The organism is Enterobacter sp. R-25 (assembly GCF_049913205.1).
Taxonomy (GTDB): domain Bacteria; phylum Pseudomonadota; class Gammaproteobacteria; order Enterobacterales; family Enterobacteriaceae; genus Enterobacter; species Enterobacter ludwigii.
The window spans coordinates 795,532-812,270 of record NZ_CP183982.1; the positions used below are offsets into that span (position 1 = coordinate 795,532).

A 16,739-nucleotide genomic window follows, 5' to 3' on the forward strand; every position below is an offset into this window, starting at 1 on the left:
GGCAATTATCTAAACGTAACACTTGACAAGCCTGTGAGGAAAAGCGTATTTGCGCACGCGGCCAGAACACTTAATAGTCAATCGTCTAATCCCTTATAAGACAATGGGAAGAGAGGATCTCAGAGTCATATTATCGGCAGAAAGTTCCGCTTTATAAGCCAAAACCTCCACCCCCTGCTTTTGTGCCTCATTCAACAATTGCGCGTATTTGAGATCAATATGGCGGGCTGGAGAAAATCGTTCAATGGCTGAATGTAAAACCGCAAACAGCAATACGGCGCGTTTGCCCGCCGCCGCAACACTCATCAGCTCTCGCAGATGCTTCTGCCCCCGTAGCGTGACCGCATCCGGGAAGTAGCCGTTTTCCTGTTCCGCTAACGTCACTGATTTTACTTCAATATAGCACTCGGGCCGGTCTTCCGCCTGTAACATGAAGTCAATTCTGCTGCTTTCATCGCCATATTTAACTTCACTTTTATGCGTGCCATATCCCACCAGTTCGGGCAGGGTGCCAAGGGTCAATGCTTCCTTAACTAATTGATTGGCGCGCAGGGTATTCACGCAAATAAATGCCCCGTTTTGCGTCTCGGTCATTTCCCAGGTATGGGCATATTTGCGTTTAGTATTTTCTGAAGTGGAATACCAGACCGTGTCACCCGGCGTCGCACAGCCGGTCATGGCACCGGTGTTCGGGCAGTGCAGCGTGAGCTGTTCACCTTCGGGGGTGATCACATCAGCGAGAAAGCGTTTGTAGCGCTGAACCAGCGTGGCGTGCTGCAGGGCAGGACTAAACTTCATCAGAATTCCTTAGGGTATCGCCCAGCGACCAGCGCTGTAGCGGCGTGTAACGGGTGCGTCCTTGGGTAAAGACCGATTCGTAAAGCGCGAAGGTATTGACCTCAACGTCCCAGTGAAAGCCGGGTGGCGGAATGGCAACGGCCTGACCGGCATCGCGCAGCAGGGTGATATGCGGATGAAACGGCTGCGGACTCTGGTAACACCCGCTGCGAGCCGCCTGGGCGCGCAACATACTGGCAAGCTGTAAAAGTCCGCGGGGCGGCTGGCGCGTGCCCAACCAGACCACGCGTGAGCGCAGCCACTGGCCCGCGTCATCGAGGTGCAGCGTAAACGCTGGCTGAGAAATGCGGCCAGCCATTGCTGCCAGCGCGCGCTGTTTTTCGGCGCTGACATCGCCCAGAAAGGCCAGCGTCAGGTGCAGGTTTGCCGCCGCGATCGGACGGCCTGCGTCCTGGGGAAAATGGCTGGCTCGCCAGCGAACGATTTTTCGCTGCAGCGTGGAGGGCAATTCTATGGCAAAAAACAGCCGTTTCGACTCAGACATACAGGGGACTCGGTAATGGTATGCGCCGATGCTACAATGTACGCCGACTAATGTTAACCCTCTGGAGTTGTTAGTGTCCTCATTGCCGGTCGCCGTCGTCCTTCCTGAGCTTCTTGCTGCCTTACACCATGCCCCGCAGGTTTTACTTAACGCCCCGACGGGCGCAGGTAAATCTACCTGGCTGCCGCTGCAGATCCTCAAAGAGGGCACTGTCCGCGGGAAAATTATCCTGCTGGAGCCGCGCAGGCTGGCCGCACGGAACGTGGCGCAGCGCCTGGCGGAACTGCTTGGTGAAAAGCCGGGCGAGACGGTGGGTTACCGTATGCGCGCCGAAACCTGCGTTGGCCCGTCCACGCGCCTTGAGGTGGTGACCGAAGGGATCCTGACCCGCATGCTGCAAAACGATCCGGAGTTAAACGGCGTCGGATTGGTGATTCTGGATGAATTCCACGAGCGTAGCCTGCAGGCAGATCTGGCACTGGCGCTGTTACTTGATGTTCAGCAAGGGCTACGCGACGACCTCCGGTTGCTTATCATGTCCGCTACGCTGGATAACGAGCGACTGCAGCAGACGTTGCCCGACGCGCCGGTTATCGCCTCCGAAGGCAGAGCATTTCCCGTTGAGCGTCGCTATCAACCGTTGCCTGCCCATCAGCGTTTTGACGACGCGGTAGCCATCGCAACCGCCGAATTGCTCCGCCAGGAATCAGGATCGCTATTGCTGTTTTTGCCAGGCGTAGGCGAGATCCAGCGCGTGCAGGACCAACTGGCTTCCCGGGTGGGAAGTGACGTGCTGCTTTGCCCGCTCTACGGCGCGCTGTCGCTGGCGGATCAGCGTAAAGCAATCCTGCCCGCGCCCGCGGGGCAGCGTAAAGTGGTGCTGGCAACCAATATTGCCGAAACCAGTTTAACCATAGAAGGCATTCGCCTGGTGGTGGACAGTGCGCAGGAGAGGGGGGCGAGCTTTGACGCGCGCACCGGGCTGACTAAACTGCTGACGCAGCGCATAAGCCAGGCGTCGATGGTCCAGCGTGCAGGCCGTGCGGGACGTCTTGAGCCCGGTATCTGCCTGCATTTGACCAGCGCAGAGCAGGCTGAGCGCGCTGCACAGCAAAGCACGCCGGAAATTTTACACAGCGATCTGGCGGGGCTGGTGATGGATCTTTTGCAGTGGGGATGCCCGGATCCGGCACAGCTGACCTGGCTTAATCCTCCACCCGCCGCGAACCTTGCTGCTGCCCGGGCCTTACTGAACCGCCTGGGGGCGCTTGATGGTGAGCGATTGTCATCCCGCGGGCAAAAAATGGCCGCGCTGGGCAATGACCCTCGCCTGGCGGCGATGCTGGTGGCCGCGCAGGGGGAGGATGAAATTGCTACGGCGGCGAAACTGGCGGCTATTCTTGAGGAGCCACCGCGCGGTGGCAGCAGCGATCTGGCGCAGGCCTTTTCCCGCAATCAGGGGAACTGGCAGCAGCGGGCGCAGCAGCTTTGCCGGCGACTCAACGGCAAAGCCGGGTCGCCAGACAGCGCGGCTATCGCGCCTCTGTTAGCGCAGGCGTTTCCCGACAGGATCGCACGTCGTCGCGGTCTGGACGGGCGATATCAACTGGCCAATGGCATGGGGGCCATGCTGGACAGCGATGACGCCATGACGCGTCACGAATGGCTGATTGCGCCGTTACTGTTACAGGGTAGCCACTCCCCGGACGCGCGTATTTTACAGGCTATCGCGGTGGATATTGACGCCCTGACGCGTGCCTGTCCGCAGTTGGTCCAGCAATCCGATACCGTGGAATGGGATGAGGCTCAGGGCACGCTGAAGGCGTTTCGTCGCAGCCAGACAGGTAAACTGATCCTCGGCACCACGCCGCTGGCAAAACCGTCGGAAGAGGTGCTGCATCTGGCCATGCTGAACGGCATCCGGGACAAAGGTTTAGGGGTGTTGAACTGGACGCCAGAGGCGGAACAGTACCGTATTCGTCTTCACTGTGCCGCGCGCTGGCTACCAGAGTATGACTGGCCCGCGGTCGATGATGAGACATTGTTGGCCTCGCTTGAACGCTGGCTGCTGCCGCAAATGCACGGTGTACACTCGCTGCGTGCGCTAAAAGCGCTTGATGTTAAGGTCGCGTTACAGAATTTACTGGACTGGTCATTACGTCAACGTCTGGATAGTGAACTGCCAGGGCATTACACTGTGCCGACCGGAAGCCGGATTGCCATTCGTTATCACGAGGATAATCCTCCGGCGCTGGCGGTACGTATGCAGGAAATGTTTGGAGAGGCCACCACGCCTTCTGTGGCGCAAGGGCGCGTCTCTCTGGTGCTGGAGCTGTTGTCGCCAGCCCATCGCCCGTTACAGATTACCCGCGACCTGGGGGCATTCTGGGCGGGGAGCTACCGTGACGTGCAAAAAGAGATGAAGGGGCGGTATCCCAAACATGTCTGGCCGGAGGATCCGGCAAATACGGCACCGACACGACGGACGAAGAAGTATTCGTGACGGGTGTGGCTGGGAACGTGCGGCTTGATGCCCTCACCCGCAGGGTGCGGGAGAAAATACTAAAGACGTTCCTGTCTGGAAGGTCTTGCTGTTTACTTTGAGAGATTTCTTCTTTCACAGGCCAGTGGAAGAAAAGAGAATCGGGCCCTTGCGCCTGAAAGTTGCGGAGAAAAAGCATGGCGGGGAATGACCGCGAGCCAATAGGACGTAAGGGAAAACCAACGCGTCCGGCGAAAGAAAAGGTAAGCCGTCGTCGCCTCAGAGATGAGGACTATGACGATGACTATGAAGACGATTATGAGGATGAAGAACCGATGCCGCGTAAAGGGAAAGGCAAAGGGCGTAAGCCTCGGGGCAAGCGCGGCTGGTTCTGGCTGCTGCTGAAGCTGTTCATTGTATTTGTTGTGCTGATGGCGATTTACGGCGTCTATCTGGATCAGAAGATCCGTAGCCGTATCGACGGAAAAGTCTGGCAACTGCCTGCGGCGGTGTATGGCCGCATGGTGAACCTTGAGCCAGATATGTCCATCAGCAAGAACGAGATGGTGAAACTGCTGGAAGCCACCCAGTATCGTCAGGTGTCGAAAATGACGCGTCCTGGCGAATTTACCGTGCAGGCGAAAAGCATTGAGATGATCCGCCGTCCGTTTGATTTCCCGGACAGCAAAGAGGGCCAGGTGCGTGCGCGTCTGACCTTTGACGGCGATCGTCTGGACACCATCGAGAACATGGATAACAACCGTCAGTTCGGTTTCTTCCGTCTCGATCCGCGTCTGATCACCATGCTCTCGTCGGCGAACGGCGAACAACGTCTGTTCGTTGCCCGTAACGGCTTCCCGGACCTGCTGGTTGATACCCTGCTGGCAACCGAAGACCGCCACTTCTATGAGCATGATGGCATCAGCCTTTACTCGATTGGCCGTGCGGTGCTGGCTAACCTGACCGCCGGACGGACGGTGCAGGGGGCAAGTACTCTGACCCAGCAGCTGGTGAAGAACCTGTTCCTCTCCAGTGAACGCTCTTACTGGCGTAAAGCCAACGAAGCGTACATGGCCGTATTAATGGATGCGCGTTACAGCAAGGATCGTATCCTTGAGTTGTACATGAACGAGGTGTACCTCGGTCAGAGCGGGGATAACGAAATCCGCGGCTTCCCGCTGGCAAGTCTGTACTACTTTGGTCGTCCGGTGGAAGAGCTGAGCCTTGACCAGCAGGCGCTGCTGGTGGGCATGGTGAAAGGGGCGTCCATTTATAACCCGTGGCGTAACCCGAAACTGGCGCTGGAACGTCGTAACCTGGTGCTGCGTCTGCTGCAACAGCAGCAGGTGATTGACCAGGAGCTTTACGACATGCTGAGCGCACGTCCACTCGGCGTTCAGCCGCGCGGTGGCGTGATCTCACCTCAGCCTGCGTTTATGCAGCTGGTGCGTCAGGAGCTGCAAAGCAAGCTCGGTGATAAGGTGAAAGATCTCTCCGGCGTGAAGATCTTTACTACCTTCGATTCCGTGGCGCAGGAAGCCGCTGAAAAAGCTGCGGTGGAAGGCATCCCGGCGCTGAAGAAACAGCGTAAGCTGAGCGATCTTGAAACCGCGATGGTGGTGGTTGACCGTAACACCGGTGAAGTTCGCGCCATGGTGGGCGGTGCTGAGCCGCAGTTCGCAGGCTACAACCGTGCAATGCAGGCGCGACGTTCGATTGGTTCACTGGCAAAACCGGCAACCTATCTTACCGCCCTGAGTCAGCCTAACCAGTATCGCCTGAATACCTGGATTGCCGATGCGCCGATTTCCCTGCGCCAGCCTAACGGCCAGGTATGGTCTCCGCAGAACGACGATAAACAGTTCAGCGGCCAGGTCATGCTGGTGGATGCGTTGACCCGCTCGATGAACGTGCCAACGGTGAACCTGGGTATGGCGCTCGGTCTGCCGGCGATTGTCGACACCTGGCAGAAACTGGGTGTGCCGAAAGATCAGCTCCATCCTGTTCCGGCGATGATCCTGGGGGCGCTTAACCTGACGCCGATCGAAGTGGCTCAGGCGTTCCAGACCATTGCCAGCGGGGGTAACCGTGCACCGCTCTCTGCTCTGCGTTCGGTGATTGCTGAGGATGGCTCCGTGCTGTATCAGAGCTTCCCGCAAGCGGAACGTGCCGTGCCAGCGCAGGCGGCCTATATGACGTTGTGGACGATGCAGCAGGTTGTGCAGCGGGGGACCGGACGTCAACTGGGCGCGAAGTATCCGGGCCTGCATCTGGCAGGTAAAACCGGGACCACCAACAACAACGTGGATACCTGGTTCGCCGGTATCGATGGCCGTGAAGTGGTGATCACCTGGGTAGGTCGCGATAACAACCAGCCAACCAAACTGTATGGTGCAAGCGGGGCGATGTCGATTTACCAGCGCTATCTGGCGAATCAGTCTCCGGTACCGCTGAATCTGGTGGCGCCGGAAGATATCGTCGATATGGGCGTGGACGGTTCCGGTAACTTTGTCTGTGGCGGTGGTATGCGTACCTTGCCTGTCTGGACCACCAACCCGGATTCGCTGTGCCAGCAAAGCCAGCCAGAGCAACCGACGGGTAATCCGTTCGAGCAGTCTTCTCAGCCTCAGCAGCAGCCGCAACAACAGCCGCAGCAGCAGAATGAGAAAAAAGACAGCGACGGTGTCGCGGGCTGGATTAAAGATATGTTCGGCGGTAACTAACGCTTCACATCCCCCCGAAAGGGGGGATTTTTTTACCTGTACTTTCCATTTCCTTAACCCTCGTTTTCATTCTGATTAACCCTTCGTTTTCTCTTGTTTATTTCTTAAACCCTTAATTCTCGTAGGGCTGCTTACTGCTTGCTATGCAGCCAGCGTTTCGCATATTATTCTGCGGTCATAATAATAATTCTCGTTTACGTTATCATTCACTTTTCCATCAGAGATAAACATGGCGCTTTCCAATACTGCTCAGCCAATTCACACGTCGCTGCGAAAAATCGCGGTCGTCGTAGCCACAGCGGTTGCCGGCATGTCTACGTATGCACATGCGGCTGAAACCCAGAAAAAAGAAGAAACCATCACCGTCACTGCCGCGCCTGCCGCCCAGGAAAGTCCGTGGGGGCCTGCGCCAACGATCGCAGCAAAACGCACGGCAACGGCGACCAAAACCGATACCGCGATTGAAAAGACCCCGCAGTCTATTTCCGTGGTAACGCGTGATGAAATGGAACGCCGCCAGCCAGCGACCGTAAAAGAGGCGCTGGGCTATACGCCGAGCGTGTTTGCGACCCGCGGCAGCTCCACCACCTATGATGTGGTCTCAATTCGTGGTTTTACCGCGCCTTCGACGGTGAACACCAACCAGTATCTCGATGGCATGAAGCTGATGGGGAATAACTACTCCGAAGCTTCCATGGATCCGTACTTCCTTGAGCGCGTAGAAGTGATGCGCGGACCTACGTCTGTGCTCTACGGCAACAGCAATCCAGGCGGTATCGTCAGTATGGTGAGCAAACGCCCACTGACCGAGCCGCTGAAAGAAGTCCAGTTTAAAATGGGGACCAATAACCTGTGGCAAACGGGCTTCGATTTCAGTGATGCAATCGATGAAGATGGCGTGTGGTCGTACCGCCTGACCGGTCTTGGCAGTAGTCAGAACGCACAGCAGGAGATGTCAAAATCAACCCGCTATGCGATTGCGCCCTCCTTTAGCTGGCGTCCGGATGACAAAACCGATTTCACCTTCCTGAGCAATTTCCAGAACGATCCGGAAGCGGGCTACTACGGCTGGTTGCCACGGGAAGGGACCGTGGTGCCATACCGTGACGCAAACGGCAATGAGCATAAGATCCCAACCGATTTCAACGAAGGTGAAGCGGATAATAAGATGGCTCGTCGCCAGCAGTTGATTGGTTACAGCTTCTCGCATCAGTTTGATGACACGTTCACCGTGCGTCAGAATCTGCGTTACGCAAAAGTTCATACGCTCTACCGCTCTGTTTACGGCAATGGCTACGCTGAGCCTGGCAAAATTAACCGCGCTTATGTGCGTTCAGATGAAGATCTGAATATGTTCACCGTGGATACTCAGCTGCAGTCGACATTCGCGACGGGCGCCGTAGACCACACGTTGCTGACGGGCGTTGATTACTCGCGTATGCGTAATGATATCAATGCGCTGTACGGTTCCGCCGACCCTATTGATATCCAGAACCCGGATTACGGCAACGCGAACATCAACACCAACCTGCCATGGTCTAACTATTCCGTCGTTAACCGTAATGAACAGACCGGGCTCTATGCTCAGGATCAGGCGGAGTGGGATAAGTGGGTGCTGACGCTGGGCGGACGCTACGACTACGTGATGGCCTCAACGCTGACGCGCGGTACGGCCGATTCGCTGGCTGAAAACCACGACCAGGCTTTCACCTGGCGCGGGGGAATTAACTATCTCTTTGATAACGGTATTTCACCTTACTTCAGCTACAGCGAGTCGTTTGAGCCGGTATCGGGCGCCGATCGTAACGGCACACCGTTCGACCCTTCCCGCGGTAAGCAGTATGAAACGGGTGTGAAATACGCGCCGAAAGACCTGCCGGTTGTGGTCACCGCGTCGCTGTTCCAGCTGACGAAGGATAAAAACCTGACGGCGGATCCGAACGATCCAACGAATACTCACAGTATCCAGACCGGTGAGATCCGTTCTCGTGGTTTCGAACTGGAAGCGAAAGCAGCGGTTAACGCCAATATTAACGTGACCGCGGCGTACAGCTTTATTGATGCTGAGTACACCCATGACAGCACCTTTGAAGGTAAACGTCCGGCGGAAGTGCCGCGTAATCAGGCGTCATTGTGGGCAGATTACACCTTCACCGACACGGCCTTAAGCGGCCTGACGATTGGTGCCGGTACCCGTTACATCGGTAACACGGTGAGCTACTACTCAAGCGGCGACAAAAAAAATCAGCCGTTTAACGTCGCGAGCTACACCCTTGCCGATGCGATGGTGAAATACGATCTGGCCCGTCTGGGTCTGCCGGGGTCATCTGTGGCGGTGAACGTGAATAACCTGTTCGATCGGGAATATGTCTCCAGCTGCTATAAGGATTATGCATGCTACTGGGGTGCTGAACGTCAGGTTGTCGCCACCGCGACCTTCCGCTTCTAATCTCTCTTCGGGCACGGTTCGCCGTGCCCTTTTTATTTAAGTTGGCCGATATGCAGGATAATCAAACGCAATCCGACACCACCTTCACGCTCAATAATCTCTCCTTTCGCGTGCCCGGACGCACCCTGCTGCATCCGCTCTCTTTGACCTTCCCGGCAGGTAAAGTGACAGGCCTGATTGGTCACAACGGCTCTGGTAAATCAACCCTGCTCAAAATGCTTGGCCGCCATCAGCCGCCGTCAGAAGGCGATATCCTGCTGGACGGTCAGCCGCTGGAGAGCTGGAGCAGTAAAGCCTTTGCCCGCAAAGTGGCGTATCTGCCGCAGCAGTTGCCGCAGGCGGAGGGGATGACCGTGCGTGAACTGGTGGCGATTGGGCGTTATCCGTGGCACGGCGCGCTTGGCCGTTTCGGCGTGGCCGACAGAGAGAAAGTGGAAGAGGCGATTGCGCTGGTGGGGCTAAAACCGCTGGCCCACCGTCTGGTAGACAGCCTGTCAGGAGGGGAACGTCAGCGCGCGTGGATAGCAATGCTGGTGGCCCAGGACAGCCGCTGCCTGCTGCTCGACGAACCGACCTCTGCGCTGGACATTGCCCATCAGGTCGACGTGCTTGCGCTGGTGCATCGTTTAAGCCAGCAGCGCGGTCTGACGGTTATCGCGGTCCTGCATGATATCAACATGGCCGCGCGTTACTGCGATTACCTCGTTGCCCTGCGCGGCGGTGAAATGATCGCCCAGGGGACGCCGTCTGAACTGATGCGCAGTGAAACGCTGGAACACATTTACGGTATTCCAATGGGGATTTTGCCTCACCCTGCCGGGGCTGCACCGGTGAGCTTTGTGTACTGATGCTGGATTCTATGTTGATGAGTCGCCGTCGTCTGCTGACGGCACTGGCGCTTTCACCGCTGCTGTTAAAAATGAATAACGCGCGTGCGGCTGCGGTCGATCCACACCGCATTGTGGCGCTGGAATGGTTGCCGGTAGAGCTGATGATGGCGCTGGGCGTTACGCCCTATGGCGTGGCGGATATTCCTAACTACAGGCTATGGGTGAATGAGCCGAGGCTACCGGACTCGGTAATCGACATCGGCCTGCGCACCGAGCCAAACCTCGAACTGCTCACCCAGATGAAGCCGTCATTCCTGTTCTGGTCTGCAGGTTACGGCCCGTCAGAAGAGACAATGGCACGGATTGCGCCCGGCCGGGGTTTCTCCTTCAGCGACGGTAAAAATCCGCTGGCGATGGCGAAAAACTCCCTCCACGAGATGGCACAGTTCCTTAACCGTGAGGTTGAGGCCAAAAAACATCTCGACGATTTTGATGCTCTGATTAACACCCTGAAGCCGCGTTTTGCTCACCGGGGCGATCGCCCGCTGCTGATGGTGACGCTGCTGGATGCCCGCCATATGCTGGTCTTTGGGAAAAACTGCCTGTTCCAGGACGTGCTCGACAGTTTTGGTATTCGTAATGCCTGGGAAGGGGAGATGACCTTCTGGGGCAGCACCGCCGTGGGGATTGACCGTCTTGCGGCATTTCGCGATGTCGATGTGTTGTGCTTTGACCACGGCAACGAGCGGGAGATGCAAACCCTGATGGCGACGCCGCTCTGGCAGGCAATGCCGTTTGTGCGCGAAAAACGGTTCCTGCGCGCACCTGCGGTATGGTTCTACGGAGCGACGCTTTCTGCCATGCACTTTGCCCGCGTGCTGGACAACGCGCTGGGAGGCCAGGCATGAGTAAGCGTATTGCCCGTTTCCCGGCACTGTTACTTTGCCTCATTTTCCTGTGCGCGCTGGCATTGACCTGGTTCAATCTGTCGACGGCCTTACCGCGCGACCAGTGGCGTGGGGCGCTGGTGACGCCAGATATCGATAATATTCAGCAAATGCTGTTCCACTACAGTCTGTTGCCGCGCCTTTCGATTTCGCTGCTGGTCGGTGCGGGATTAGGGCTGGTGGGCGTTTTATTCCAGCAGGTACTGCGTAACCCTCTGGCCGAGCCGACGACGCTTGGCGTGGCGACCGGGGCACAGCTTGGGATCACGATTACCATACTCTGGGCGTTGCCAGGGGCATTGACCTCGCAGTTTGCTGCCCTCGCCGGTGCGTGTGTGGTGGGCGCGCTGGTATTCGGCGTCGCCTGGGGCAAACGTCTCTCCCCCGTCACGCTTATTCTTGCGGGGCTGGTGGTGAGCCTGTACTGCGGCGCGATTAATCAGCTGCTGGTGCTGTTCCATCACGATCAGCTGCAGAGCATGTTCCTCTGGAGCACCGGTACGCTCACCCAGACCGACTGGAGCGTCGTGCAGCGTCTGTGGCCGCAGCTCGTCGGTGGCGTCGTGTTGACGCTGCTGCTCTTGCGCCCGCTGACGTTGATGGGTCTTGACGATGGCGTGGCGCGTAATCTGGGGCTGGCGTTGTCGCTGGCCCGTCTGGGGGCGCTGACGCTGGCAATTGTGCTCAGTGCCCTGCTGGTAAATGCGGTAGGCATCATCGGGTTTATCGGACTGTTTGCGCCGCTGCTGGCAAAAATGCTCGGTGCGCGCCGCCTGCTGGCGCGCCTGATGTTAGCCCCGCTGATTGGCGCGTTGATCCTCTGGCTTTCCGATCAAATCATTCTCTGGCTGGCGCGCGTCTGGATGGAAGTGTCTACCGGTTCGATGACGGCGCTTATCGGTGCACCGCTGCTGCTGTGGCTGCTGCCGCGTCTGCGCAGTATCAGCGCGCCAGCGATGGATGCTGGCGATAAGGTCTATGCTGAGCGCCAGTCAGTGCTGGGGTTCAGCCTTGCCGGGCTGGCAGTGCTGATTGTTATCTCATTTGCCGCGCTCGCTTTCGGACGCGATGCGGTGGGCTGGCACTGGGCGTCTGGGGAGCTGCTTAACGAACTCATGCAGTGGCGCTGGCCGCGCATTCTCTCGGCGTTAATCGCCGGGGTCATGCTGGCGGTGGCGGGCTGTATTATCCAGCGTCTGACCGGTAACCCGATGGCCAGCCCGGAGGTTCTGGGTATCAGTTCTGGGGCCGCCTTTGGCGTGGTCCTGATGCTGTTCCTGGTGTCGGGAAATGCCTTCGGCTGGTTGATGCCTGCCGGGAGCGTTGGCGCGGCGGTGACGCTGCTGATCATCCTCATTGCCTCCGGGCGTGGCGGGTTTTCCCCTCACCGGATGCTGCTTGCCGGGATGGCGCTCAGCACGGCATTTACCATGCTGCTGATGATGCTGCAGGCGAGTGGCGATCCGCGTATGGCCAAGATCCTGACCTGGATCTCCGGTTCAACGTACAGCGCCACCGCCAGCCAGGTCGTGCATTCCGGGATTGCAATGATCGTATTGCTGGCGATGGTGCCGCTGTGCCGTCGCTGGATGACCATTCTGCCGCTGGGCGGCGAGACCGCGCGTGCGGTGGGGATGGCCCTGGCGCCGTCCCGTATCGGGTTACTGCTGCTGGCCGCATGCCTCACGGCAACGGCCACCATGACCATCGGCCCGCTGAGTTTTGTCGGCTTAATGGCGCCGCACATTGCCAGAATGATGGGCTTTCGTCGCACGATGCCGCACATTGTGATGTCGGCGCTGACGGGGGGCGTAATACTGGTGGTGGCTGACTGGCTGGGGCGGATGGTGCTGTTCCCGTACCAGATACCTGCCGGGTTGCTGTCGACGTTTATCGGTGCGCCGTACTTTATCTATTTGTTGAGAAAGCAAAGCAGGTAGAAGGGCGGTGGGGTATTGCCCTCTCCCGGTGGAGAGGGCAGCAGATCGTTTCTGTCTTACAACTTCGCAAAGACCCTGCGCGCAGCATCGATAGTCTTATTGATATCGTCTTCGCTGTGCGCGACGGACATAAAGCCTGCTTCAAACGCGGATGGTGCCAGGTAGACGCCTTCTTCCAGCATCAGATGGAAGAAGCGCTTGAAGCGTTCAACGTCACACTTCACCACATCCTGATAGCAGGTCACGGTTTTCGCATCGGTGAAGAAAATCCCGAACATCCCACCAACGTGGTTTACCACCAGAGGAATACCGGTTTCTTGCGCGGCCTCCAGCAGGCCGTTGGCCAGTTGAGATGTCAGATCGGTCAGGGTTTCGTGAATACCCGGCTGCGCGACTTCGGTCAGACAGGCGAAACCTGCGGCCATCGCAATCGGGTTGCCGGAAAGGGTACCCGCCTGGTAGACCGGGCCAGTCGGCGCCAGCGCTTCCATCACCTCTTTACGTCCCCCGAATGCACCGACAGGCATGCCGCCGCCGATGATTTTGCCAAGGCACGTCAGGTCCGGCTCTACGCCGTAGTAAGACTGTGCCCCCGCCAGCGCGACGCGGAAGCCGGTCATCACTTCGTCGATGATCAGCAGAGCGCCAAACTCATCGCACAGGGCGCGCAGACCCGGCAGGAACTCCGGCTGCGGAGGAATGCAGTTCATGTTGCCTGCGACAGGTTCAACGATGATGCAGGCAATCTCCTGCGGATACTGCTCGAAGGCTGCCCGAACGGTGTTCAGATCGTTATAGGTGCAGGTCAGGGTATGCTTCGCAAAGTCAGCCGGTACGCCCGGTGAGTTCGGCTGACCGAGGGTCAGCGCGCCGGAGCCGGCTTTTACCAGCAGGCAGTCCGCATGACCGTGGTAGCAGCCTTCAAATTTGATGATCTTGTCGCGGCCGGTAAAGCCACGTGCCAGGCGGATCGCGCTCATGGTGGCCTCGGTACCGGAGTTCACCATACGCACCATGTCCATTGTCGGGACCAGTTCGGTGACCAGTTCCGCCATTTTCACTTCCATCTCGGTTGGCGCGCCGAAGCTCAGGCCGCGCTGGGCGGCTTCGATCACCGCATTGCGGATAGCAGGATGGTTGTGACCCAGCACCATCGGACCCCAGGAGCCGACATAATCGATATAGGCTTTGCCATCGACATCATACAGATACGCGCCGTCAGCACGTTCGATAAACAGCGGCGTACCGCCTACGCCGGTAAAGGCGCGAACAGGCGAATTCACGCCACCTGGGATAAGCTCGCGGGCTGCACTGTAGAGGTTTTCAGACTTGCTCATGGCGTCGTTCCTGGTTCGTATAAAATGATTAAGCACACTATTCTAAGTGATCCTCGGAAGGTAATGAAATTTTTGCCCCCTTTCATGCCCAAACAATTGTTAAGTATTTTTCACGGGATGATATTACGCACTCTGGTAAAATCCCTGCGGTTATTTGTATGACGAAAAGAAACGGTAATGAAAGCAGACACTCATTCTTATACTGAACAGCAGTTCAGACGTGCGCAGCACCGTATCAGCATCCGGCGCTTGCTTAATCGTGATAAAACGCCGCTGGCTATCCTGCTGGCTGCTGCCGTGGTCGGCGCAGTTGCCGGGCTGGTGGGTATCGCCTTCGAAAAAGCGGTTAACGCGATAATGAACTGGCGAATTGGAACCGTGGCGGGTTTTGCCTATAGCGGTGGATGGGTATGGGTGTGGGCCTTTGGCTTATCTGCGCTGTTTGCCATGGTGGGCTATTTCCTGGTCCGTAAATTTGCGCCGGAAGCGGGCGGTTCCGGGATCCCTGAAATAGAAGGCGCACTGGAAGAGCTGAGGCCGGTTCGCTGGTGGCGCGTCATCCCGGTAAAATTTATCGGTGGCATGGGAACGCTCGGGGCAGGCATGGTGCTCGGGCGCGAAGGGCCAACGGTGCAGCTGGGCGGAAACGTTGGGCGTATGGTCGGCGATCTTTTTCGCATGCGCAGCGCGGAGGCGCGACATACACTGCTGGCAACGGGGGCGGCGGCCGGCCTTTCGGCGGCGTTCAACGCACCGCTGGCGGGGATCCTGTTCATTATTGAAGAGATGCGGGCACAGTTTCGCTACAACCTGATCTCGATAAAAGCGGTATTCACCGGCGTCATTATGTCGAGCATTGTCTTTCGCATTTTTAATGGCGAAGGTGCGGTGATTGAGGTGGGGAAACTGACCAATGCGCCGGTGAATACGCTGTGGCTGTACCTGATCCTCGGCATGATTTTTGGCGTGGTCGGCCCGCTGTTTAACACGCTTATCTTACGCGCTCAGGATATGTTCCAGCGCATTCACGGTGGGAATACCACCCGCTGGGTATTGATCGGCGGACTGCTGGGCGGCGGCTGCGGCGTGCTCGGCTTCATTGAGCCCAATGCCGCAGGCGGTGGCTTCGGGCTGATACCGATTGCCGCGGCGGGTAATTTCAGCATTGGTCTGTTGCTGTTCATGTTTATTTCACGGGTGATTACCACCGTATTGTGCTTCTCCTCCGGTGCGCCTGGCGGTATTTTTGCCCCGATGCTGGCGCTGGGTACGCTTCTGGGAACCGCGTTTGGCATGGTCGCTGCTGCCGGATTTCCGGCCTATCATCTGGACGCCGGGACCTTTGCTATTGCCGGAATGGGCGCGCTGCTGGCGGCGTCCCTGCGTGCGCCGTTGACCGGCATCGTGCTGGTTCTGGAGATGACGGATAATTACCAGCTCATTTTGCCAATGATCATTACCTGTCTCGGCGCGACACTATTAGCCCAATTCCTGGGTGGAAAACCGCTATACTCCACCATTCTTGCCCGTACCCTGGCAAAACAAGAGGCCGAGCGGGCCCCGACGCAGAATACTTGAATGAATTACCAGGGTATTAGATAATGACATAAAGAATTGGGTGAATTTTACCCAATAGCAGTAGCAGTATTCATGGGAGCATAAGATGAGTGATGACGTAGCGTTGCCGCTGGAATTTACCGAAGCAGCAGCCAACAAAGTGAAAACCCTGATTGCCGACGAGGACAATCCGGATCTGAAACTGCGTGTCTATATTACCGGTGGCGGCTGCAGCGGCTTCCAGTATGGTTTTACCTTTGACGATCAGGTCAACGACGGCGATATGACTATCGAGAAGCAGGGCGTTGCGCTGGTGGTTGACCCGATGAGCCTGCAGTACCTGGTGGGTGGTTCGGTGGATTACACTGAAGGCCTGGAAGGTTCGCGCTTCGTTGTGACTAACCCGAACGCGACAAGTACCTGTGGATGTGGCTCTTCGTTCAGCATCTGACAGGGATGCAGTCGTAAGCCCGGTAAGCGTAGCGCCACCGGGCTTATAAACAACGCTTATCGTGCATTATCATCCAGCGCAAATGTCGGCAGCTTCAGATGCCAGCGTATCGCCGCTAACCGTATCCCCAGCGTGACCACCATACCCAGCATAGCTGCATTTTCTAGCGGCATCGCAAAGGTGTAATACGCCGTCGCGTGAACAATCCCACCAATAATACACGCCGTGGCATAGATTTCGGTACGCAGGATCATGGGAACTTCACGCGCCAGAATGTCGCGAATAATCCCGCCGCCGACCCCGGTTAACACGCCCATGCAGATGGCCACCATCGGGCCCGTTCCCGCATTGAAGGCTTTATTGACCCCGATGCCCACAAAGACGGCCAGACCGACGGCATCCAGTACCGGGAGTATCCATTTCGGTAACCGGCGGGGCTGGCGAACCAACACGATGGTCAACAGACAGGTGACCATCGCCACCACCAGATCGGTTGGATCTTTTACCCAAAATACCGGGCCATTCGCCAGGGCCATATCACGTATCGTCCCGCCACCCACGGCGGTGACCACGCCCAGCACCAGCACGCCAAACGGATCCATGCGCAGTTTTCCGGCGAGTAAAACGCCGGAGATAGCAAAAACGGCTGTGCCAAGAATATCCAGCCAATAAACGAGCATC

At 57.5% G+C, this 16,739-nt stretch carries 12 protein-coding genes; 8 read left to right on the forward strand and 4 right to left on the reverse strand.

The annotated features are described in order from the left end of the window. Positions 1-93: 93 nt before the first annotated feature. Together sfsA and thpR are read right to left on the reverse strand one after the other, a co-directional pair. Entirely contained in the window at positions 94-798 is a 705-nt protein-coding gene (gene sfsA, locus ACN9MQ_RS03760) for a DNA/RNA nuclease SfsA (protein ID WP_014168679.1), read from the reverse strand. Beyond that, a complete protein-coding gene (gene thpR / locus ACN9MQ_RS03765) occupies positions 788-1,342 on the reverse strand; it encodes an RNA 2',3'-cyclic phosphodiesterase (RefSeq protein ID WP_014168680.1) in 555 nt (184 codons plus the stop codon). Before thpR ends, sfsA begins: the two co-directional genes overlap by 11 nt. Positions 1,343-1,415: 73 nt before the next feature. On the opposite strand from thpR, the gene hrpB reads away from it, so the two are divergent. The 6 genes from hrpB to fhuB all read left to right on the forward strand — a co-directional run bounded on the left by hrpB (position 1,416) and on the right by fhuB (position 12,713). Continuing rightward, complete coding sequence (hrpB, locus tag ACN9MQ_RS03770; RefSeq protein ID WP_426021222.1) at positions 1,416-3,845, forward strand: ATP-dependent helicase HrpB; 2,430 nt, start codon at positions 1,416-1,418, stop codon at positions 3,843-3,845. A gap of 176 nt (positions 3,846-4,021) precedes the next feature. After that, positions 4,022-6,547, forward strand: a complete 2,526-nt coding sequence (gene mrcB, locus ACN9MQ_RS03775; protein ID WP_025205202.1) for a bifunctional glycosyl transferase/transpeptidase — start codon at positions 4,022-4,024, stop codon at positions 6,545-6,547. Between the two features lie 229 nt (positions 6,548-6,776). Beyond that, positions 6,777-8,996, forward strand: a complete 2,220-nt coding sequence (gene fhuA / locus ACN9MQ_RS03780) for a ferrichrome porin FhuA (protein WP_426021221.1) — start codon at positions 6,777-6,779, stop codon at positions 8,994-8,996. A 50-nt stretch (positions 8,997-9,046) separates the two neighbouring features. Then, complete coding sequence (gene fhuC / locus ACN9MQ_RS03785; RefSeq protein ID WP_020882606.1) at positions 9,047-9,844, forward strand: Fe3+-hydroxamate ABC transporter ATP-binding protein FhuC; 798 nt, start codon at positions 9,047-9,049, stop codon at positions 9,842-9,844. Further along, the gene (gene fhuD / locus ACN9MQ_RS03790; RefSeq protein WP_426021220.1) at positions 9,844-10,734 is read left to right on the forward strand and encodes a Fe(3+)-hydroxamate ABC transporter substrate-binding protein FhuD; all 891 of its coding nucleotides are present in this window, start codon (positions 9,844-9,846) and stop codon (positions 10,732-10,734) included. The genes fhuC and fhuD overlap by 1 nt, the downstream gene beginning before the upstream one ends. After that, entirely contained in the window at positions 10,731-12,713 is a 1,983-nt protein-coding gene (fhuB, locus tag ACN9MQ_RS03795; RefSeq protein WP_426021219.1) for a Fe(3+)-hydroxamate ABC transporter permease FhuB, read from the forward strand. Before fhuD ends, fhuB begins: the two co-directional genes overlap by 4 nt. Positions 12,714-12,769: 56 nt before the next feature. On the opposite strand, the gene hemL is transcribed toward fhuB, so the two are convergent. Further along, entirely contained in the window at positions 12,770-14,050 is a 1,281-nt protein-coding gene (hemL, locus tag ACN9MQ_RS03800) for a glutamate-1-semialdehyde 2,1-aminomutase (protein WP_040018655.1), read from the reverse strand. A 177-nt stretch (positions 14,051-14,227) separates the two neighbouring features. On the opposite strand from hemL, the gene clcA reads away from it, so the two are divergent. Together clcA and erpA are read left to right on the forward strand one after the other, a co-directional pair. Next, on the forward strand, positions 14,228-15,628 hold the full coding sequence (gene clcA / locus ACN9MQ_RS03805; RefSeq protein ID WP_020882610.1) for a H(+)/Cl(-) exchange transporter ClcA: 1,401 nt from the start codon (positions 14,228-14,230) through the stop codon (positions 15,626-15,628). Between the two features lie 85 nt (positions 15,629-15,713). Further along, positions 15,714-16,058: an iron-sulfur cluster insertion protein ErpA gene (gene erpA, locus ACN9MQ_RS03810; RefSeq protein WP_013095643.1), complete on the forward strand. Its 345-nt coding sequence runs from the start codon at positions 15,714-15,716 to the stop codon at positions 16,056-16,058. Between the two features lie 56 nt (positions 16,059-16,114). On the opposite strand, the gene ACN9MQ_RS03815 is transcribed toward erpA, so the two are convergent. Next, a complete protein-coding gene (locus ACN9MQ_RS03815) occupies positions 16,115-16,738 on the reverse strand; it encodes a TRIC cation channel family protein (RefSeq protein WP_014168690.1) in 624 nt (207 codons plus the stop codon). Position 16,739 lies beyond the last annotated feature (1 nt).

Excerpts from the sequence above, each read along its gene's own strand:
- fhuA (WP_426021221.1), top strand. The coding sequence starts at position 6,777 with ATGGCGCTTTCCAATACTGCTCAGCCAATTCACACGTCGCTGCGAAAA.
- fhuD (WP_426021220.1), top strand. The coding sequence starts at position 9,844 with ATGCTGGATTCTATGTTGATGAGTCGCCGTCGTCTGCTGACGGCACTG.
- thpR (WP_014168680.1), bottom strand. The coding sequence starts at position 1,342 with ATGTCTGAGTCGAAACGGCTGTTTTTTGCCATAGAATTGCCCTCCACG.
- mrcB (WP_025205202.1), top strand. The coding sequence starts at position 4,022 with ATGGCGGGGAATGACCGCGAGCCAATAGGACGTAAGGGAAAACCAACG.
- fhuB (WP_426021219.1), top strand. The coding sequence starts at position 10,731 with ATGAGTAAGCGTATTGCCCGTTTCCCGGCACTGTTACTTTGCCTCATT.
- ACN9MQ_RS03815 (WP_014168690.1), bottom strand. The coding sequence starts at position 16,738 with ATGCTCGTTTATTGGCTGGATATTCTTGGCACAGCCGTTTTTGCTATC.
- hemL (WP_040018655.1), bottom strand. The coding sequence starts at position 14,050 with ATGAGCAAGTCTGAAAACCTCTACAGTGCAGCCCGCGAGCTTATCCCA.
- fhuC (WP_020882606.1), top strand. The coding sequence starts at position 9,047 with ATGCAGGATAATCAAACGCAATCCGACACCACCTTCACGCTCAATAAT.
- sfsA (WP_014168679.1), bottom strand. The coding sequence starts at position 798 with ATGAAGTTTAGTCCTGCCCTGCAGCACGCCACGCTGGTTCAGCGCTAC.
- erpA (WP_013095643.1), top strand. The coding sequence starts at position 15,714 with ATGAGTGATGACGTAGCGTTGCCGCTGGAATTTACCGAAGCAGCAGCC.
- clcA (WP_020882610.1), top strand. The coding sequence starts at position 14,228 with ATGAAAGCAGACACTCATTCTTATACTGAACAGCAGTTCAGACGTGCG.